Source organism: Novosphingobium meiothermophilum (assembly GCF_003171715.1).
GTDB classification, from domain to species: Bacteria; Pseudomonadota; Alphaproteobacteria; order Sphingomonadales; family Sphingomonadaceae; genus Novosphingobium; species Novosphingobium meiothermophilum.
Map to the genome: position 1 here is coordinate 146,034 of NZ_QGHL01000008.1, position 16,778 is coordinate 162,811.

The window sequence follows — 16,778 nt, forward strand, 5'->3', positions numbered from 1 at the left end:
AGGGCCGGAAGGTTTCCCCTCCGGCCCCGATTTTCCGGGCAGAGCCGCGTGGACTTAGAAGTCCATGCCGCCCATGCCGCCCATGCCGCCACCCATCGGGGGCATTGCGGGCTTGTCTTCCGGCTTTTCGCTGATCGCCGCTTCGGTGGTGATCAGCAGACCGGCGACCGAAGCCGCATCCTGAAGCGCGGTGCGCACGACCTTGGTCGGGTCGATCACGCCGGCGGCCTTCAGGTTTTCGTAAGTGTCGGTCGCGGCGTTGAAGCCCTGGTTTTCGTCGTTCTCGCGCAGCAGGTTGCCGGCAACGACCGCACCGTCGTGCCCTGCGTTCGCAGCGATCTGACGGATCGGGGCCTGGATCGCGCGGCGCACGATGTCGATGCCCTTGGTCTGGTCGTCGTTGGCACCCTTGAGGCCGTCAAGCGCCTTGGTGGCATAGAGCAGCGCCGTGCCGCCGCCGGGGACAATGCCTTCTTCAACGGCTGCGCGGGTTGCGTGCAGCGCGTCGTCCACGCGGTCCTTGCGCTCCTTCACTTCGACTTCGGTCGCACCGCCGACCTTGATGACGGCAACGCCGCCAGCAAGCTTGGCCAGACGCTCCTGCAGCTTTTCGCGGTCGTAGTCCGAAGTGGTAACTTCGATCTGCGCACGGATCTGCTCGACGCGGGCCTTGATGTCTTCGGCCGAACCGGCGCCGTCAACGATCGTGGTGTTGTCCTTGTCGATCGTGACCTTCTTGGCCTGACCGAGCATGGCGAGCGTGACGTTCTCCAGCTTGATGCCGAGGTCTTCGGAGATCATTTCACCGGCGGTCAGCGTGGCGATGTCGCCCAGCATGGCCTTGCGGCGATCGCCGAAGCCGGGTGCCTTTACGGCAGCGATCTTCAGGCCGCCACGCAGCTTGTTGACCACGAGGGTTGCCAGCGCTTCGCCTTCGATGTCTTCGGCGATGATGAGGAGCGGACGGCCCGACTGCACCACGGCTTCGAGGATCGGCAGCATCGGCTGGAGCGACGACAGCTTCTTCTCGTGGATCAGGATGTAGGGGTTTTCCAGCTCGACCGTCATCTTTTCCGGGTTGGTGATGAAGTAGGGCGAGAGGTAGCCGCGGTCGAACTGCATGCCTTCGACAACATCGAGTTCGAATTCGAGGCCCTTGGCCTCTTCCACGGTGATGACGCCTTCCTTGCCGACCTTTTCCATCGCTTCGGCGATCTTCTGGCCGACTTCGGTATCGCCATTGGCCGAGATGATGCCGACCTGGGCGATTTCGGCCGAACCGGCAACCGGCTGCGAGCGGGCCTTGAGGTTTTCGACGACCTTGCCGACGGCGATGTCGATGCCGCGCTTGAGATCCATCGGGTTCATGCCGGCGGCAACCGCGGTCATGCCTTCGCGCACGATCGCCTGAGCCAGCACGGTGGCGGTGGTGGTGCCGTCACCGGCCGCGTCGTTGGCCTTCGAGGCCACTTCGCGCAGCATCTGGGCGCCCATGTTCTCGAACTTGTCCTTGAGTTCGATTTCCTTGGCGACCGAAACGCCGTCCTTGGTGATGCGGGGGGCGCCGAAGCTCTTGTCGATGACGACATTGCGGCCCTTGGGGCCGAGCGTCACCTTCACCGCATCGGCGAGGATGTCGACGCCGCGCAGAATGCGTTCACGAGCGTCGCGCGAAAAGCGTACGTCCTTGGCAGCCATTTCTCGTTCCTTTGAATGTCTTGGGTTGTGTCAGGAAATCCGGGTGTGCGTCAGGCCGATCAGCCGATCACGCCGAGGATGTCCGATTCCTTCATGATGAGCAGGTCTTCGCCACCGACCTTGACTTCGGTGCCGGACCACTTGCCGAACAGCACGCGATCACCCACCTTGACGTCGAGCGGGATACGGTCGCCGTCGTCGTCACGGGTGCCTTCGCCAACGGCGACGATTTCGCCCTCGGCGGGCTTTTCCTTGGCGCTATCGGGAATGATGATCCCGCCGGCGGTCTTTTCCTCGGCCTCGACGCGGCGCACGAGCACGCGATCGTGCAGCGGACGGAAAGTCATGGGTTGCTCCCTCTTCCAAGTTGTAAAACGGGTCTTGGCACTCTCTGTCCGAGAGTGCCAGCGCGCCGCATATGGGTGGCGCGCAAAGGGGCGTCAATGGGGGCGGCGCAGAATCTTTTCACCGCGATGAACGGATCGTTTTGCCGCGATGCGCGGCCGGGCGCACATGACGCCGCCGCTTCAGGCGGGCAGCAATCCCAGCCGCGCGCGATTGCGCCAGCGCCAGTGCATCATGCCTGCAACGAACATCAGGCCCACCAGCAGCCCGATCCACACGCCAAGGCCGCCAAGCGGCGTGAACAGGCCGAGCCACATAGCGGTGCCGACACCGGGCACCCAGTAGCCGAACAGCGCGAAGACCATGGGCACGCGCGTATCCTGCAATCCGCGCAGCATGCTGGCACCCACGGCCTGCGCGCCATCGAAAAGCTGAAAGGCGGCGGCGACGAGCATGTATTGCAGGGCGAAGCCCACCATGCGGCTGTTCTGCGGCGCGGCCGGATCGATGTAGAGTTGCAGCAACTGGTAGGGAAACGCGATCATGACAGCGGCAGACAACACCATGAAGCCGATGCCGAGCTGGGTTGCCACCCGGCCCGCAAGCGCAATGGCGGCATGATCGCGCGCGCCGAAGGCAAGCCCGACGCGGATGGTTGCGGCCTGACCGACCCCGAACGGCACCTGAAAGGCGATGGCCGCAAATTGCAGCGCCACAGTGTGCCCTGCCAGTTCGGCCTCGCCGATGCGGCCCATCAGGAAGGCCGCGCCGTTGAACATGCCTGCTTCGGCAATGATGGTGCCGCAGATCGGCAAGCCAATACGCAGCACATCGGCCAGACGCCGCCATTCGGCGCGCCACCAGCGTCCGAGCAGGCGATAGCGGTGCAGCCGCCGGTCGAGGCGGATCACCAGCGCAAAGGCTGTCAGCATGGCAAGGCTGGTGATGACGCTGGAAATGGCCGAGCCTTGCAGGCCCAGTGCGGGCGCGCCCAGATTCCCGAACACGAAGAGCCAGTTGCCCAGGGCGTTGACCAGCACGGCCATGGCCGTGATCGCTGTGCCGATGGCAGGCCGCCCCAGCGTTGCCACCACGGTGCGCAGCAGTGCGGCGAGCACGGCGGGAACTGCGGCCAGGCTGAGGACGGCAAGGAAAGGCTCTGCGCGCGCGATGACGCCCGCTTCCTGCCCGGTCAGCCGCATCAATGGCCCGCCCATCAGGCAGATACCCATGGCCACAAGGGCGGCAAGCGTGCCCGCCCATGCCGCCATGCGCACGGTGCGGCGCACTTCGCGCACGGCATGGGCGCGCTGGCCCAGTTCGGCGGCGATCAGCGGGGAAGCCGCGCCGACAAGGCCGGTAAGGCTCCAGATCAGCAGCCCGAACAGCGCGACCGAGAGCGAGGAAGCGGCAAGGGCTTCCGGTCCTAGCCGTGCAATGAAGACCACGTCGATCGCCCAGACCGCCATCTGTAGCAGATTGGCACCGACCAGCGGCGCGGCGAGGCGGACCATCGCGCGCAACTCGTCGATCCAGCGGTGAGGCGGCTTCTCGAACATGGGCTGCGGGCCATAGTCTGCCGGCTAGCGCAAGGAAAGCGGCGTTTCGGGCACTGGCCGGAATGTGCCGGCAGGCTGCGGCTTGATGCCAGCGCTGCGGCGGCTGCGTCACAAATCATGTCCGGTCCGATATGGTGTTGACCGGCCGGGGCGTGAGTGACAGCGTGACGGGAATGCATAAACTTGCGGACAGCGCAATACGGACTCGCAGGAAGGAGATACCGTTCAGCAAGCCAGCGCGCCTATGGGATGCGCTTGTGGCTTCCGTGCGCTCGCACCTGCATCATGGCAAAAGTCTTTCGCGGCTCGCGGTGCGCGCCGCCGCGCTGCTGCTGGTTCTTGCCGTGGTGCAGGCCATCGCCAGCCTTGCCTTCTATAACGTGATCGACAAGGAAACGCTGCACGAGGATCATGCCCGGCGTGTGGCGGAACTGCTGGTGGTCAGCCAGCGCCTTCATGAGCTCTCGCCGGATTCGGTCGCGGCGATGATGAGCACCGGTCATCTTGAGGTCCAGCTTGCCGACACGCCGCAGGCAATTGCGGGCAGCAAGGACGGGACCGTCGCCGAAATCCGCAATCACATCCTGCGCTGGGAGCCGGAACTGGCGGGTCATCCCCTGATTCTGGGGCTGGAATCATCACGTTTCGGCTATGGCAATCTGGTGGGGGCCATGCAGCTGCCTGATGGGCACTGGCTGAACTTCCGCTCGCTCGATGTCACTTCGGGCTGGCCCATCGCGCTCAGGGCGACGGTGCTGACGCTGATTACCGCGGTCGTGGGCTTTGCGCTGGCGCTCTGGCTGCTGCGCATCATCACGCGCCCCTTGCGCGAATTGACCGATGCCGCCGATGCCATCGGCCAGGGACTGGTGGTTCCGGTGCAGGAAAGCGGCCCGGATGACCTGCGCAGTCTCGCCCGCTCGATGAACGGGATGCAGAGCCGGATTGCCGCCATGCTGGAAGATCAGGCCCGCTCGTTCGAAGCGATCAGCCATGATCTGCGCACGCCGCTTTCGCGCGTGACGATTGCGGCGGACCTGATCGAGGACGCGGAAATTGCCGGGCTGGTGCGCGAAAGCACGCACGAGATGGAAGCGATGCTCATGTCGCTCCAGCAGTTCCTGCGCGCGCAGCATTATGTCGGCGAAGCGGCCGCCATGGATCTGGGGCTTGCCGTGATCGACCTTGTCGAAGGGCACTACCATGGCAAGGCCGTGGTCGAGGTGGCGCCCGGCGCGCTCGTGCGCACATGGCGCGAACCGCTGTTGATGGCGCTGCGTCCGCTGATCGAGAATGCCATTCATTTCGGCGGGCTGGCGCGCATTGCGATCCGGCCGGACGAAACCGGGCGCTGGCAAGTCATTATCAGCGATTCGGGGCCGGGCATTCCCGAAGACGAGTTCGAGCATATCCTCGCGCCGTTCTACCGGCTGGATGCGGCCCGCGCCCGCGATACCGCAGGCTTCGGACTTGGCATTCCCACCGCGCACCGTCTGCTGCAACGCTTCGGCGGCGCCCTTGCCTTCGCGCGCGCAGCGGGCGGCGGGCTTGAGGTGACGGTCACGGTTCCCGTCGCGCCCGACACGGACTGATTGGCTTGCGAACGGGTAGGCCCTGAACACATAAGCCCTGAACGCACGAAAACGGGCGCATGAAAAAAGGGCGGCCCCGAAAGACCGCCCTCTTCGTGCAATACGGCGTTTGATCTGCCGGATTACTTGATTTCGACGGTGCCGCCGGCTTCTTCGATCTTCTTCTTGATGTCTTCGGCTTCAGCCTTCGACACGCCTTCCTTGATCGCCTTCGGAGCGCCTTCGACCAGCGCCTTGGCTTCGGTCAGGCCCAGGTTGGTGATCGCGCGGACTTCCTTGATGACCTGGATCTTCTTGCCACCGTCGCCGGTGAGGATCACGTCGAATTCGGTCTTTTCTTCGACTGCTTCGGCAGCGGCGCCGCCAGCGGCAGGCGCGGCAACGGCGACAGCGGCAGCAGCCGAGACGCCCCAGGCTTCTTCAAGGGCCTTGGCGAGGTCGGCGGCTTCGAGGACGGTCAGCTTCGAAAGTTCTTCAACGAGCTTGGCGATATCGGCCATGGTATTTCACTCCTGATCTTGTGGTGCCCGCGCGCCCGGCTGGCGCGGCGAGCGTAAATCGAACGAACGGTCTTATGCGGCTTCCTTGGCATAGGCACCGAAGACGCGCGCCAGCTTGGCCGCCGGAGCGGTTGCGAGCTGTGCGATCTTGGTGGCCGGAGCCTGGACGAGGCCGATGAGCTTGGCGCGCAGCTCGTCGAGCGAGGGCATAGAGGCCAGAGCCTTCACACCTTCCGCATCGAGAACCTGCGATCCCATTGCACCGCCGACGATCTCGATCTTGTCGGTGGTCTTGGCGAACTCGACGATCACCTTGGCGGCGGCGACGGGATCAGCCGAGGCAGCGATTGCGGTCGGACCGGTGAACATGTCACCAATGCCGTCGTAATCGGTGCCTGCAATGGCAAGCTTGGCAAGACGGTTCTTCGCAACCTTGTAGGTCGCGCCTGCTTCGCGGATCTTCGTGCGCAGGGCGGTGGACTGGGCCACCGTCATGCCGAGGTTGCGGGTGATGACCACCGCGCCGGCCTCGGAGAAGACGCCGTTCAGGAACGCGACCGATTCGGCTTTCTGCGAACGATCCATGCCTTACTCCTTCACATGTGACTGCCCGGCAGAACCGGACAATCGGCTACGTTTGTCGATGGCCCGAAGACCACCGGCGAGTCCGTTGACAAGGGAAGGAGAAGCGCGATTGAAGCGCAAAGGGGCATCACGGTCCGGATAAGGAGCGGGAAGCCTGAAACTCTTTTCCCCGTCTAGGCTGGGCATTAAGTCCGGGCGAATCCCGAACGCCAGCTGTCTCGGACGGCTGATTGCCGGAACATGAGGACCGGCAACCGGGCGGGCCATTGGCGGATTCGCGCGGCGAAGTCAAGGTTGTGCGCTGCCGGGGTTGTGCGCTGCCGGAGCTGTGCGGGTCGGGCCGGGGGGGCGGGGCGGGAGCGTGTTCCTGTCCAGCCGCGGCGATGCCGTGTTCTCCCGCAGGTGCGCAGGCTTTGACTTCCCGCCAAGGATTACCTATAGCGCCGCCGGTCCGATGCTTCGAGCAAGACCGGTTCATGCGCAGGAACCGGTCCGGGAAGGAAGCGGCGGGCATACCATCTGACGCATAAGGCTGCGGGCTGCGGCATCTCCGCCACGGGGGTGACGTGCGCCAGGCGGCCTTTTCCCGTTTGGTGGCGCCACACGCTGCGCGTGGCAGATTTCCTGCCGGTTTTTGCCGGCATTCCAGTGAGAAGAGGCTCGTAACCTTTATGGCTACCAAGGCGACGTCGACCATGACGCCCGGCATGACCGCCGGACGCCCCGGTTCGAAGAAGCGCATCCGCAAGATCTTCGGCAATATCCACGAAGTGGTGCAGATGCCGAACCTGATCGAGGTGCAGCGCGAATCCTACGAGCAGTTCCTCCGCTCCGATCCGGCAACGGGCTATGTTTCGGGTCTTGAGAAGACGCTGCGCTCGGTATTCCCGATCCAGGACTTCGCCGGCACCGCCAGCCTCGATATCAAGGAGCGCGACGGCTACACGCTCGAAGCGCCCAAGTTCGACGTGAACGAGTGCCGCCAGCGGGGCATCACCTATGCCGCGCCGATGAAGGTCACGCTCAAGCTCGCCACCTTCGAGGTCGATGCCGAGACCGAGACCAAGAGCCTCATCGATATCAAGGAGCAGGACGTCTACATGGGCGACATCCCGCTCATGACCGAGAACGGGACGTTCATCATCAACGGCACCGAGCGCGTGATCGTGTCGCAGATGCACCGTTCGCCGGGCGTGCTGTTCGACCATGACCGCGGCAAGACCCATTCTTCGGGCAAGTATCTGTTCGCCGCGCGCGTGATCCCCTACCGCGGGTCGTGGCTCGATTTCGAGTTCGACGCCAAGGACATCGTCAATGTCCGCATCGACCGCAAGCGCAAGCTGCCCGTCACCGCGCTGCTCCATGCGCTGGGCCTCGATGACGAGCAGATCCTGCATCACTTCTACGACATCGTCACCTGGGCGCGTGCGGAAGGCGGCTGGAAGGTGCCTTTCGTGCTTGAACAGTGGCGCGGCACCAAGCCGGCGTTCGACATCGTCGATGCCAAGTCGGGCGAAGTGATCTTCCCGGCAGGACAGAAGATCAGCCCGCGCGCGGCCAGCAAGGCGGCCAAGGACGGGCTTGAGGAACTGCTGATCCCGACCGAGGAAATCTTCGGCCGCTATGCCGCGCGCGACCTGATCGACGAATCGACCGGGCGCATCTGGATCGAGGCGGGCGACGAAGTCAGCCCGGAAAACCTCGATCTCCTCGACAAGGCCGGGATCGACCGGCTCGAACTGCTCGACATCGACCATGTGACGACCGGTCCGTGGATCCGCAATACGCTGAAGGCCGACAAGGCGCCGGACCGCGATCACGCGTTGGCCGATATCTACCGGGTCATGCGCCCCGGCGAGCCGCCGACGCGCGAAACCGCCGAAGCGCTGTTCGACGGCCTGTTCTTCGATGCCGACCGCTATGATCTTTCGGCCGTGGGCCGCGTCAAGCTCAACATGCGCCTTGGCCTCGAATGCGAGGACACCGTCACCACCCTGCGCACCGAGGACATCCTCGCCGTGGTCAAGGAACTGGTGAACCTCAAGGACGGCAAGGGCGAAATCGACGACATCGACAATCTCGGCAACCGCCGCGTGCGTTCGGTCGGCGAACTGCTTGAAAACCAGTATCGCGTCGGCCTGCTGCGCATGGAACGTGCGGTCAAGGAGCGCATGAGCAGCGTGGACGTGTCCACGGTCATGCCGAACGACCTTATCAACGCCAAGCCTGCGGTTGCCGCCGTGCGCGAGTTCTTCGGTTCGTCGCAGCTTTCGCAGTTCATGGACCAGACCAACCCGCTGTCGGAAGTGACGCACAAGCGCCGTGTTTCGGCGCTTGGGCCGGGCGGCCTTACCCGCGAGCGTGCGGGCTTCGAAGTGCGCGACGTGCACCCCACGCACTATGGCCGAATCTGCCCGATCGAAACGCCCGAAGGCCCGAACATCGGTCTCATCAACTCGCTGTCGACCTTCGCCCGCGTCAACAAGTATGGCTTCATCGAAACGCCCTATCGCAAGGTGATCGACGGCAAGGTCACGGGCGATGTGATCTACCTTTCGGCGATGGAAGAGCAGAAGCACACCGTGGCGCAGGCTTCGGCCGAGCTGAACCCGGATGGCTCGTTCGTCGAAGAACTCGTCTCGGCCCGCCAGAACGGCGAATTCGTGATGAGCCCGCGCGACCAGATCACGCTGATGGACGTTTCGCCCAAGCAGCTCGTCTCGGTGGCTGCATCGCTCATTCCGTTCCTTGAAAACGACGACGCCAACCGCGCGCTCATGGGTTCGAACATGCAGCGTCAGGCCGTGCCGCTCATCAAGGCGGATGCGCCTTTCGTCGGCACCGGCATGGAAGAGACCGTGGCGCGCGATTCGGGTGCGGCGATTTCGGCCCTGCGGTCGGGCGTGGTCGATCAGGTCGACGCCACCCGCATCGTGATCCGCGCATCGGGCGATATCGAACCCGGCCAGTCCGGCGTTGACATCTACCGCTTGCAGAAGTTCGAGCGCTCGAACCAGTCGACCTGCATCAACCAGCGCCCGCTGGTGAAGGTGGGCGATCTGGTCGAGAAGGGCGACATCATCGCCGATGGTCCCTCGACCGAGTTCGGCGAACTGGCGCTGGGCCGCAACGTGCTCGTCGCGTTCATGCCGTGGAACGGCTACAACTACGAGGACTCCATCCTCATCAGCGAACGCATCGTGAAGGAGGACGTCTTCACCTCGATCCACATCGAGGAGTTCGAGGTCATGGCCCGCGACACCAAGCTGGGGCCTGAAGACATCACCCGCGATATTCCGAACGTGGGCGAGGAAGCGCTGCGCAACCTCGACGAGGCGGGCATCGTCTATATCGGCGCCGAGGTGCACCCCGGCGATATTCTTGTCGGCAAGATCACGCCCAAGGGCGAATCGCCGATGACGCCGGAAGAAAAGCTGCTGCGTGCGATCTTCGGCGAAAAGGCAAGCGATGTGCGCGACACTTCGCTGCGTCTGCCGCCGGGCGTTTCGGGCACGATCGTCGATGTGCGCGTGTTCAACCGCCACGGCATCGAGATCGACGACCGCACCCGCGCGATCCAGAACGAGGAAATCGAACGCCTTGCCAAGGACCGCGAGGACGAGCGCGCCATTCTCAACCGCGCCACGTTCAACCGCCTGCGTGAAATGCTGCTGGGGCAGGTGGCGACTGCCGCGCCCAAGGGCATCAAGAAGGGCGTGGAGATCGACGAGCAGGTGCTGGCCGATGTCGAACGCCACGAGTGGTGGAAGTTCGCCGTGGCCGACGATGCGCGTCAGGCCCAGCTCGAAGCGGTCAAGGCGCAGTATGATGCCGCGGTGAAGGCGATCAGCGAGAAGTTCGAGGACCGCAAGGAAAAGCTCGAACGCGGCGACGAACTGGCGCCGGGCGTGCTCAAGATGGTCAAGGTCTTCGTGGCAGTGAAGCGCAAGCTTCAGCCGGGCGACAAGATGGCCGGCCGTCACGGCAACAAGGGCATCATCAGCCGCATCCTGCCGGTGGAGGACATGCCGTTCCTTGAAGACGGAACGCCGGTCGACTTCGTGCTCAACCCGCTGGGCGTGCCTTCGCGCATGAACGTCGGGCAGATCTTCGAAACGCACCTTGGCTGGGCTGCGCGCGGCCTTGGCAAGCGCATCGGCGAGGCGCTCGACGCGTGGCGCGAAGCCAACCCGAATCCCGAAGCCGGTCAGCCGCCCGAAGCAGTGCGCGAACTGCTCAAGGAGATCTATGGCGAGAATTACGCCGCCGAGATCGACGCCCGTGACGACGCGCAGATCATCGACTTTGCGCAGGCCGTGCGCAATGGCGTGCCGATGGGCTCGCCGGTGTTCGACGGCGCGGTGGAAAAGGACGTGACCGACATGCTGCGTCTGGCGGGGCTGGACGAATCGGGTCAGGTGACGCTGTTCGACGGCCGCACCGGTGATGCGTTCGACCGCAAGGTGACGGTGGGCATGAAGTATGTGCTCAAGCTGCACCACCTTGTCGACGACAAGATCCACGCGCGTTCGATCGGGCCTTACAGCCTCGTCACCCAGCAGCCGCTGGGCGGCAAGGCCCAGTTTGGCGGCCAGCGCTTTGGCGAAATGGAGGTCTGGGCGCTCCAGGCTTATGGCGCGGCCTATACGCTTCAGGAAATGCTTACGGTGAAATCGGACGACGTGGTCGGCCGCACCAAGGTTTACGAAGCGATCGTCAAGGGCGACGATACCTTCGAAGCCGGCATTCCCGAAAGCTTCAACGTGCTCGTCAAGGAAATGCGCTCGCTCGGCCTCAACGTGGAACTGTCGTCGCTCGACGATCAGGACGACGACGGCCTTGCGGAGGCGGCGGAGTAAGGACCATGGGCGGCGCCTGCATCGCCGCCCGCCCTTTCGCACCAGATTTCACGTCCAACGCCTCGGCATGAGGCAAGGGAACGGCACCAAATGAACGACCTGACCAAGTTTACCAACCAGCTCGCCAAGCCTGAGACCTTCGACCAGATCCAGATCGGCCTGGCTTCGCCCGAACGCATCCGTTCGTGGTCCTTCGGCGAGATCAAGAAGCCGGAAACCATCAACTACCGCACGTTCAAGCCCGAACGTGACGGTCTGTTCTGCGCGCGCATCTTCGGCCCCGTGAAGGATTACGAGTGCCTGTGCGGCAAATACAAGCGCATGAAATACAAGGGCGTCGTCTGCGAAAAGTGCGGCGTCGAAGTGACCGTGACCAAGGTGCGCCGCGAGCGCATGGGCCATATCGAGCTGGCCGCGCCCGTCGCGCACATCTGGTTCCTCAAGTCGCTGCCCAGCCGCATCGGCCTGCTGCTCGACATGCAGCTCAAGCAGCTTGAGCGCATCCTCTACTTCGAAAGCTATGTCGTCATCGAACCGGGCCTTACCCCGCTGGAGAAGTATCAGCTTCTCACCGAGGACGAGCTTTACGAATATCAGGACGAATACGGCGAGGACGCGTTCTCGGCCGGGATCGGTGCCGAGGCCGTCAAGCAGATGCTGATGAACCTCGATCTGGAGCAGGAAAAGGAAGATCTGCTTCAGGAACTGGCCACGACCAAGTCGGAACTGAAGCCCAAGAAGATCATCAAGCGGCTCAAGGTCGTCGAATCATTCATCGAATCCGGCAATCGGCCGGAATGGATGATCCTTGATGTGGTCCCGGTCATTCCGCCCGAGCTGCGCCCGCTGGTGCCGCTCGACGGCGGCCGTTTCGCCACCTCGGACCTCAACGACCTCTATCGCCGCGTCATCAACCGCAACAACCGCCTCAAGCGCCTGATCGAGCTGCGCGCGCCCGATATCATCGTGCGCAACGAAAAGCGCATGTTGCAGGAAGCCGTTGACGCCCTGTTCGACAACGGCCGGCGCGGCCGGGTCATCACCGGCGCCAACAAGCGTCCGCTCAAGTCGCTGTCCGACATGCTCAAGGGCAAGCAGGGCCGCTTCCGCCAGAACCTGCTCGGCAAGCGCGTCGACTATTCGGGTCGCTCGGTCATCGTGACCGGTCCGGAACTCAAGCTGCACCAGTGCGGCCTGCCCAAGAAGATGGCGCTCGAACTGTTCAAGCCGTTCATCTACGCCCGTCTTGATGCCAAGGGTCTGTCGATGACCCTGAAGCAGGCCAAGAAGTGGGTCGAGAAGGAGCGCAAGGAAGTCTGGGACATCCTTGACGAGGTGATCCGCGAACACCCGGTCATGCTGAACCGTGCGCCCACGCTCCACCGTCTCGGCATTCAGGCGTTCGAGCCGGTGCTGATCGAGGGCAAGGCGATCCAGCTTCACCCGCTCGTCTGCTCGGCCTTCAACGCCGACTTCGACGGCGACCAGATGGCCGTCCACGTGCCGCTGAGCCTCGAAGCCCAGCTTGAAGCGCGCGTGCTGATGATGTCGACCAACAACATCCTCAGCCCCGCCAATGGCAAGCCGATCATCGTGCCTTCGCAGGACATGGTGCTTGGTCTCTACTATCTCTCGCTCGACCGCGATGGCGAACCGGGCGAAGGGATGGCCTTCTCCGACATGGCCGAAGTGCATCAGGCGCTGGAAGTGGGGGCGGTGACGCTGCACTCCAAGATCAAGGCGCGCGTGCCGCAGACCGATGAAAACGGCCAGCAGTACATGAAGCGCTTCGAGACGACGCCGGGGCGCATGCTGATCGGCGAATGCCTGCCGAAGAGCCACAAGGTTCCCTTCGAAGTGGTCAACAAGCTGCTGACCAAGAAGGAAATCGGCGACGTGATCGATCAGGTCTATCGCCACACCGGCCAGAAGGACACGGTGCTGTTCGCCGACGCGATCATGGCGCTGGGCTTCCGTCACGCCTTCAAGGCAGGCATTTCGTTCGGCAAGGACGACATGATCATTCCGGCCAGCAAGGATGCGCTGGTGGCCGAGACCAAGGAACTGGTTGCCGATTACGAGCAGCAGTATCAGGACGGCCTCATCACCCAGCAGGAAAAATACAACAAGGTGATCGACGCGTGGAGCCGCTGCGGCGACCAGGTGGCGAACGCCATGATGGAAGAGCTGAAGTCCTCGCCGATCGATCCCGAAACCGGCCGTCAGAAGCCGATCAACGCGATCTACATGATGTCGCACTCCGGCGCGCGTGGTTCCCCGGCGCAGATGAAGCAGCTTGCCGGGATGCGCGGCCTGATGGCCAAGCCTTCGGGCGAGATCATCGAGACTCCGATCATCTCGAACTTCAAGGAAGGTCTGACCGTTCTTGAATACTTCAACTCGACCCACGGCGCCCGCAAGGGTCTGGCCGACACCGCGCTCAAGACGGCAAACTCCGGCTATCTGACCCGCCGTCTGGTGGACGTGTCGCAGGACTGCGTCGTCACCGAAGAGGACTGCGGCACCGAGCGTGCGCTGGAAATGCGCGCCATCGTGCAGGGCGGTTCGACGATTGCCTCGCTGGGCGAGCGCATTCTGGGCCGCACCCTCGCCGAAGATCTCATCGAGGCGAAGTCGGGCGAGGTCATCGCGCACAAGGGCGAGCTGCTCGACGAAGCCGCGATTGCCCGGATCGAAGCGGCCGGCGTGCAGTCGGCGCGTATCCGCTCGCCGCTGGTCTGCGAAGCCCAGCAGGGCGTGTGCGGCAAGTGCTATGGCCGTGATCTTGCGCGCGGCACCCCGGTCAACATCGGTGAAGCTGTTGGCGTGATCGCCGCACAGTCGATCGGTGAACCGGGCACCCAGCTCACCATGCGCACGTTCCACATCGGCGGCGCGGCGCAGGTGAACGAACAGTCGCATCTCGAAGCGATTTGCGATGGCACCGTCGAATACCGCGACATCCCGACGATCACCGACAAGCGCGGTCGTCGTCTGTCGCTGGCGCGCAATGGCGAAATCGTGGTGATCGACAGCGAGGGCCGCGAGCGTGCGATTCACCGTGTGCCTTACGGCACCCACCTGCTGCACGAAAACGGCGCGATCGTCTCGCAGGGCGATCGACTGGCCGAGTGGGATCCGTTCACCACGCCGGTCATCACCGAAAAGCCGGGTATCGTGCGCTATCAGGATCTGGTCGACGGCAAGACCCTGACCGAGGCGACCGACGAAGCCACCGGCATGTCGAGCCGCGTCGTGACCGAGAACCGCGCGGCGGGCCGGGGCAAGAAGGAGGATCTGCGTCCCCGTCTGACCCTGCTCGACGACGATTCGGGCGAAGCGGCGCGCTATCTGCTGGCGCCGGGCACCACGCTTTCGGTCGAGGATGGCCAGCGCGTCGAAGCGGGCGACATCCTTGCCCGTGCCAGCCGCGAAGCCGCCAAGACGCGTGACATCACCGGTGGTCTGCCGCGCGTTGCCGAACTGTTCGAGGCCCGCAAGCCGAAGGACAACGCGATCATTGCCAAGATCGCCGGCCGGATCGAGTTCGTCCGCGACTACAAGGCCAAGCGCAAGATCGCGATCATCCCGGAAGAGGGTGAACCGGTCGAGTATCTGGTGCCCAAGAGCCGCGTGATCGACGTGCAGGAAGGCGACTACGTCAAGAAGGGCGACAACCTGATTTCCGGTTCGCCCGATCCGCACGACATTCTGGAAGTTCTGGGGGTCGAGGCTCTGGCCGAATACCTCGTGGCGGAAATCCAGGAAGTCTATCGCTTGCAGGGCGTGAAGATCAACGACAAGCACATCGAGGTGATCGTTCGCCAGATGTTGCAGAAGGTCGAGATCACCAACGGTGGCGACACCACGCTGCTGCCGGGCGAGCAGGTCGATCTTGAGGAAATGAACGAGATCAACGCCAAGCTTGCCGAGGGCATGCAGCCCGCCGAAGGCAAGCCGGTGCTGCTGGGCATCACCAAGGCTTCGTTGCAGACGCGTTCGTTCATCTCTGCGGCGTCGTTCCAGGAAACCACCCGCGTGCTCACGCAGGCGGCCGTGGAAGGCAAGAAGGACTCGCTGATCGGCCTCAAGGAGAACGTGATCGTCGGCCGTCTCATCCCCGCCGGGACCGGTGCGGGCATGAACCGTCTGCGCGTTGCGGCCTCCTCGCGCGATGCGGCGCTGCGCGCATCCTACCGCAAGCTTCAGGAATCGCTGATCGCTCCGGCGTCGGCGGCCGAAGAGCATGCGGCCGAACTGGCGCAAGGCCCCGAAGCGGCCATCGGTGACGATCCGCTGGCGGCGGTCGAAGGTGAAACCCACGGCCTTGATGCCGATGCGGGCGATTACCTCATCAAGGGCGACGACGAGGCCTGATCCGCGTCATCGCCTGACCGGGCGCAGGCCCGGCGCAAAGCAATGCCCCGCCAGAGCGATCCGGCGGGGCGTTTTGTGCATGCGGGGCTGCATTCGAGGTCGCATCGACGCTGGGGCCGGCCAGCAAAAGGCCCGGCCCTGCGAAGAAGGCCGGGCCTTGATGCGCACCGGGTGCGGCGCGTGCAGGAGGTTCAGCGGCGTCCCTTGCGGTGTTCGCCCTTCACCCAGCGCACTGTTCCCGAGGATGCGCGCATCACCACGCTTTCGGTCGTCATCACGCCGTTCTTGTGGACTTTCACCCCGTCGAGCAGCGAACCGTCGGTCACGCCGGTGGCGGCGAAGATGCAGTCGCCCTTGGCCAGTTCCTTGAGATCATACTGCTTGTTGAGATCCTCGATGCCCCACTTGCGGGCGCGTGCCTTCTCATCCTCGTTGCGGAACAGGAGGCGGCCCTTGAACTGCCCGCCAACGCAGCGCAGCGCGGCAGCCGCCAGCACGCCCTCTGGCGCGCCGCCCGTGCCCATATACATGTCGATGCCCGTGTCCTCGTCGGTCACGGCGATCACGCCGGCCACGTCGCCATCGGGAATGAGGCTGATGCCACAGCCGATGCTGCGCAGTTCGGCGATGAGTTCGGCATGGCGCGGCCGGTCCAGCACGCAGACGATGATTTCGCCCGGTTCCACGCCCTTGGCGGCGGCGACCGCCCTGACGTTCTCGGTCGGCGACTTGTCGAGATCGATGATTCCCTCCGGATAACCCGGACCCACGGCGAGCTTGTCCATATAGACATCGGGCGCGTTGAGCAGTCCGCCCTCTTCGGCAACGGCAAGGACGGCCAGCGCATTCGGACCGGCCTTGGCGGTGATGGTCGTGCCCTCCAGCGGGTCGAGCGCGATGTCGATCTTCGGTCCCTTGCCGGGCGCCGCGCCCACCTTCTCGCCGATGTAGAGCATGGGCGCTTCGTCGCGCTCGCCTTCACCGATCACCACGGTGCCGTCCATGTAGAGTTCGTTGAAGGCGGCGCGCATGGCTTCGACGGCGGCTGCGTCGGCGGCCTTCTCGTCGCCGCGCCCGATCAGGCGCGAGGCACCAATGGCGGCGGCTTCGGTCACGCGCACCATTTCAAGGACAAGAACCCGGTCAAGAACCTGGGAGGCGGCGGGGTTGGTGTTGGCTTCGGTCACGATGGCTCCAGCTGGATAGGGGTGGGCGGTTGGGATGGGGCGGGCGGATCAAGGTGGCGCGGGTTCAGCTTGGGTG

At 64.1% G+C, this 16,778-nt stretch carries 9 protein-coding genes; 3 read left to right on the forward strand and 6 right to left on the reverse strand.

Annotation, left to right across the window (positions count from 1 at the left end; genetic code table 11):
• Positions 1–54 precede the first annotated feature (54 nt).
• The 3 genes from groL to DKM43_RS09260 all read right to left on the reverse strand — a co-directional run bounded on the left by groL (position 55) and on the right by DKM43_RS09260 (position 3,602).
• Positions 55–1,698: a chaperonin GroEL gene (groL, locus tag DKM43_RS09250; protein ID WP_109798213.1), complete on the reverse strand. Its 1,644-nt coding sequence runs from the start codon at positions 1,696–1,698 to the stop codon at positions 55–57.
• A gap of 59 nt (positions 1,699–1,757) precedes the next feature.
• Positions 1,758–2,045 (reverse strand): co-chaperone GroES, encoded by a 288-nt coding sequence (groES, locus tag DKM43_RS09255; RefSeq protein ID WP_109798214.1) that lies wholly within the window; start codon positions 2,043–2,045, stop codon positions 1,758–1,760.
• 180 nt (positions 2,046–2,225) lie between these two features.
• On the reverse strand, positions 2,226–3,602 hold the full coding sequence (locus DKM43_RS09260; RefSeq protein ID WP_109798215.1) for an MATE family efflux transporter: 1,377 nt from the start codon (positions 3,600–3,602) through the stop codon (positions 2,226–2,228).
• A 266-nt stretch (positions 3,603–3,868) separates the two neighbouring features.
• On the opposite strand from DKM43_RS09260, the gene DKM43_RS09265 reads away from it, so the two are divergent.
• Positions 3,869–5,194, forward strand: coding sequence for an ATP-binding protein (locus tag DKM43_RS09265; RefSeq protein ID WP_236632483.1), 1,326 nt, complete (start codon positions 3,869–3,871; stop codon positions 5,192–5,194).
• Positions 5,195–5,316: 122 nt separating this feature from the next.
• On the opposite strand, the gene rplL is transcribed toward DKM43_RS09265, so the two are convergent.
• Complete coding sequence (gene rplL, locus DKM43_RS09270; protein WP_109798217.1) at positions 5,317–5,694, reverse strand: 50S ribosomal protein L7/L12; 378 nt, start codon at positions 5,692–5,694, stop codon at positions 5,317–5,319.
• A 72-nt stretch (positions 5,695–5,766) separates the two neighbouring features.
• Positions 5,767–6,279: a 50S ribosomal protein L10 gene (gene rplJ / locus DKM43_RS09275; RefSeq protein WP_109798218.1), complete on the reverse strand. Its 513-nt coding sequence runs from the start codon at positions 6,277–6,279 to the stop codon at positions 5,767–5,769.
• A 671-nt stretch (positions 6,280–6,950) separates the two neighbouring features.
• Here rplJ and rpoB point away from each other — a divergent pair.
• Complete coding sequence (gene rpoB, locus DKM43_RS09280) at positions 6,951–11,138, forward strand: DNA-directed RNA polymerase subunit beta (protein ID WP_109798219.1); 4,188 nt, start codon at positions 6,951–6,953, stop codon at positions 11,136–11,138.
• Positions 11,139–11,228: 90 nt separating this feature from the next.
• Positions 11,229–15,515 (forward strand): DNA-directed RNA polymerase subunit beta', encoded by a 4,287-nt coding sequence (rpoC, locus tag DKM43_RS09285; RefSeq protein WP_109798220.1) that lies wholly within the window; start codon positions 11,229–11,231, stop codon positions 15,513–15,515.
• A 191-nt stretch (positions 15,516–15,706) separates the two neighbouring features.
• Here the strand turns inward: rpoC and glpX are convergent, their stop codons facing one another.
• Positions 15,707–16,702 carry a class II fructose-bisphosphatase gene (glpX, locus tag DKM43_RS09290; protein ID WP_109798221.1) on the reverse strand — a complete coding sequence of 332 codons (996 nt, stop codon included), beginning with the start codon at positions 16,700–16,702 and terminating at the stop codon, positions 15,707–15,709.
• Between the last annotated feature and the right edge of the window lie 76 nt (positions 16,703–16,778).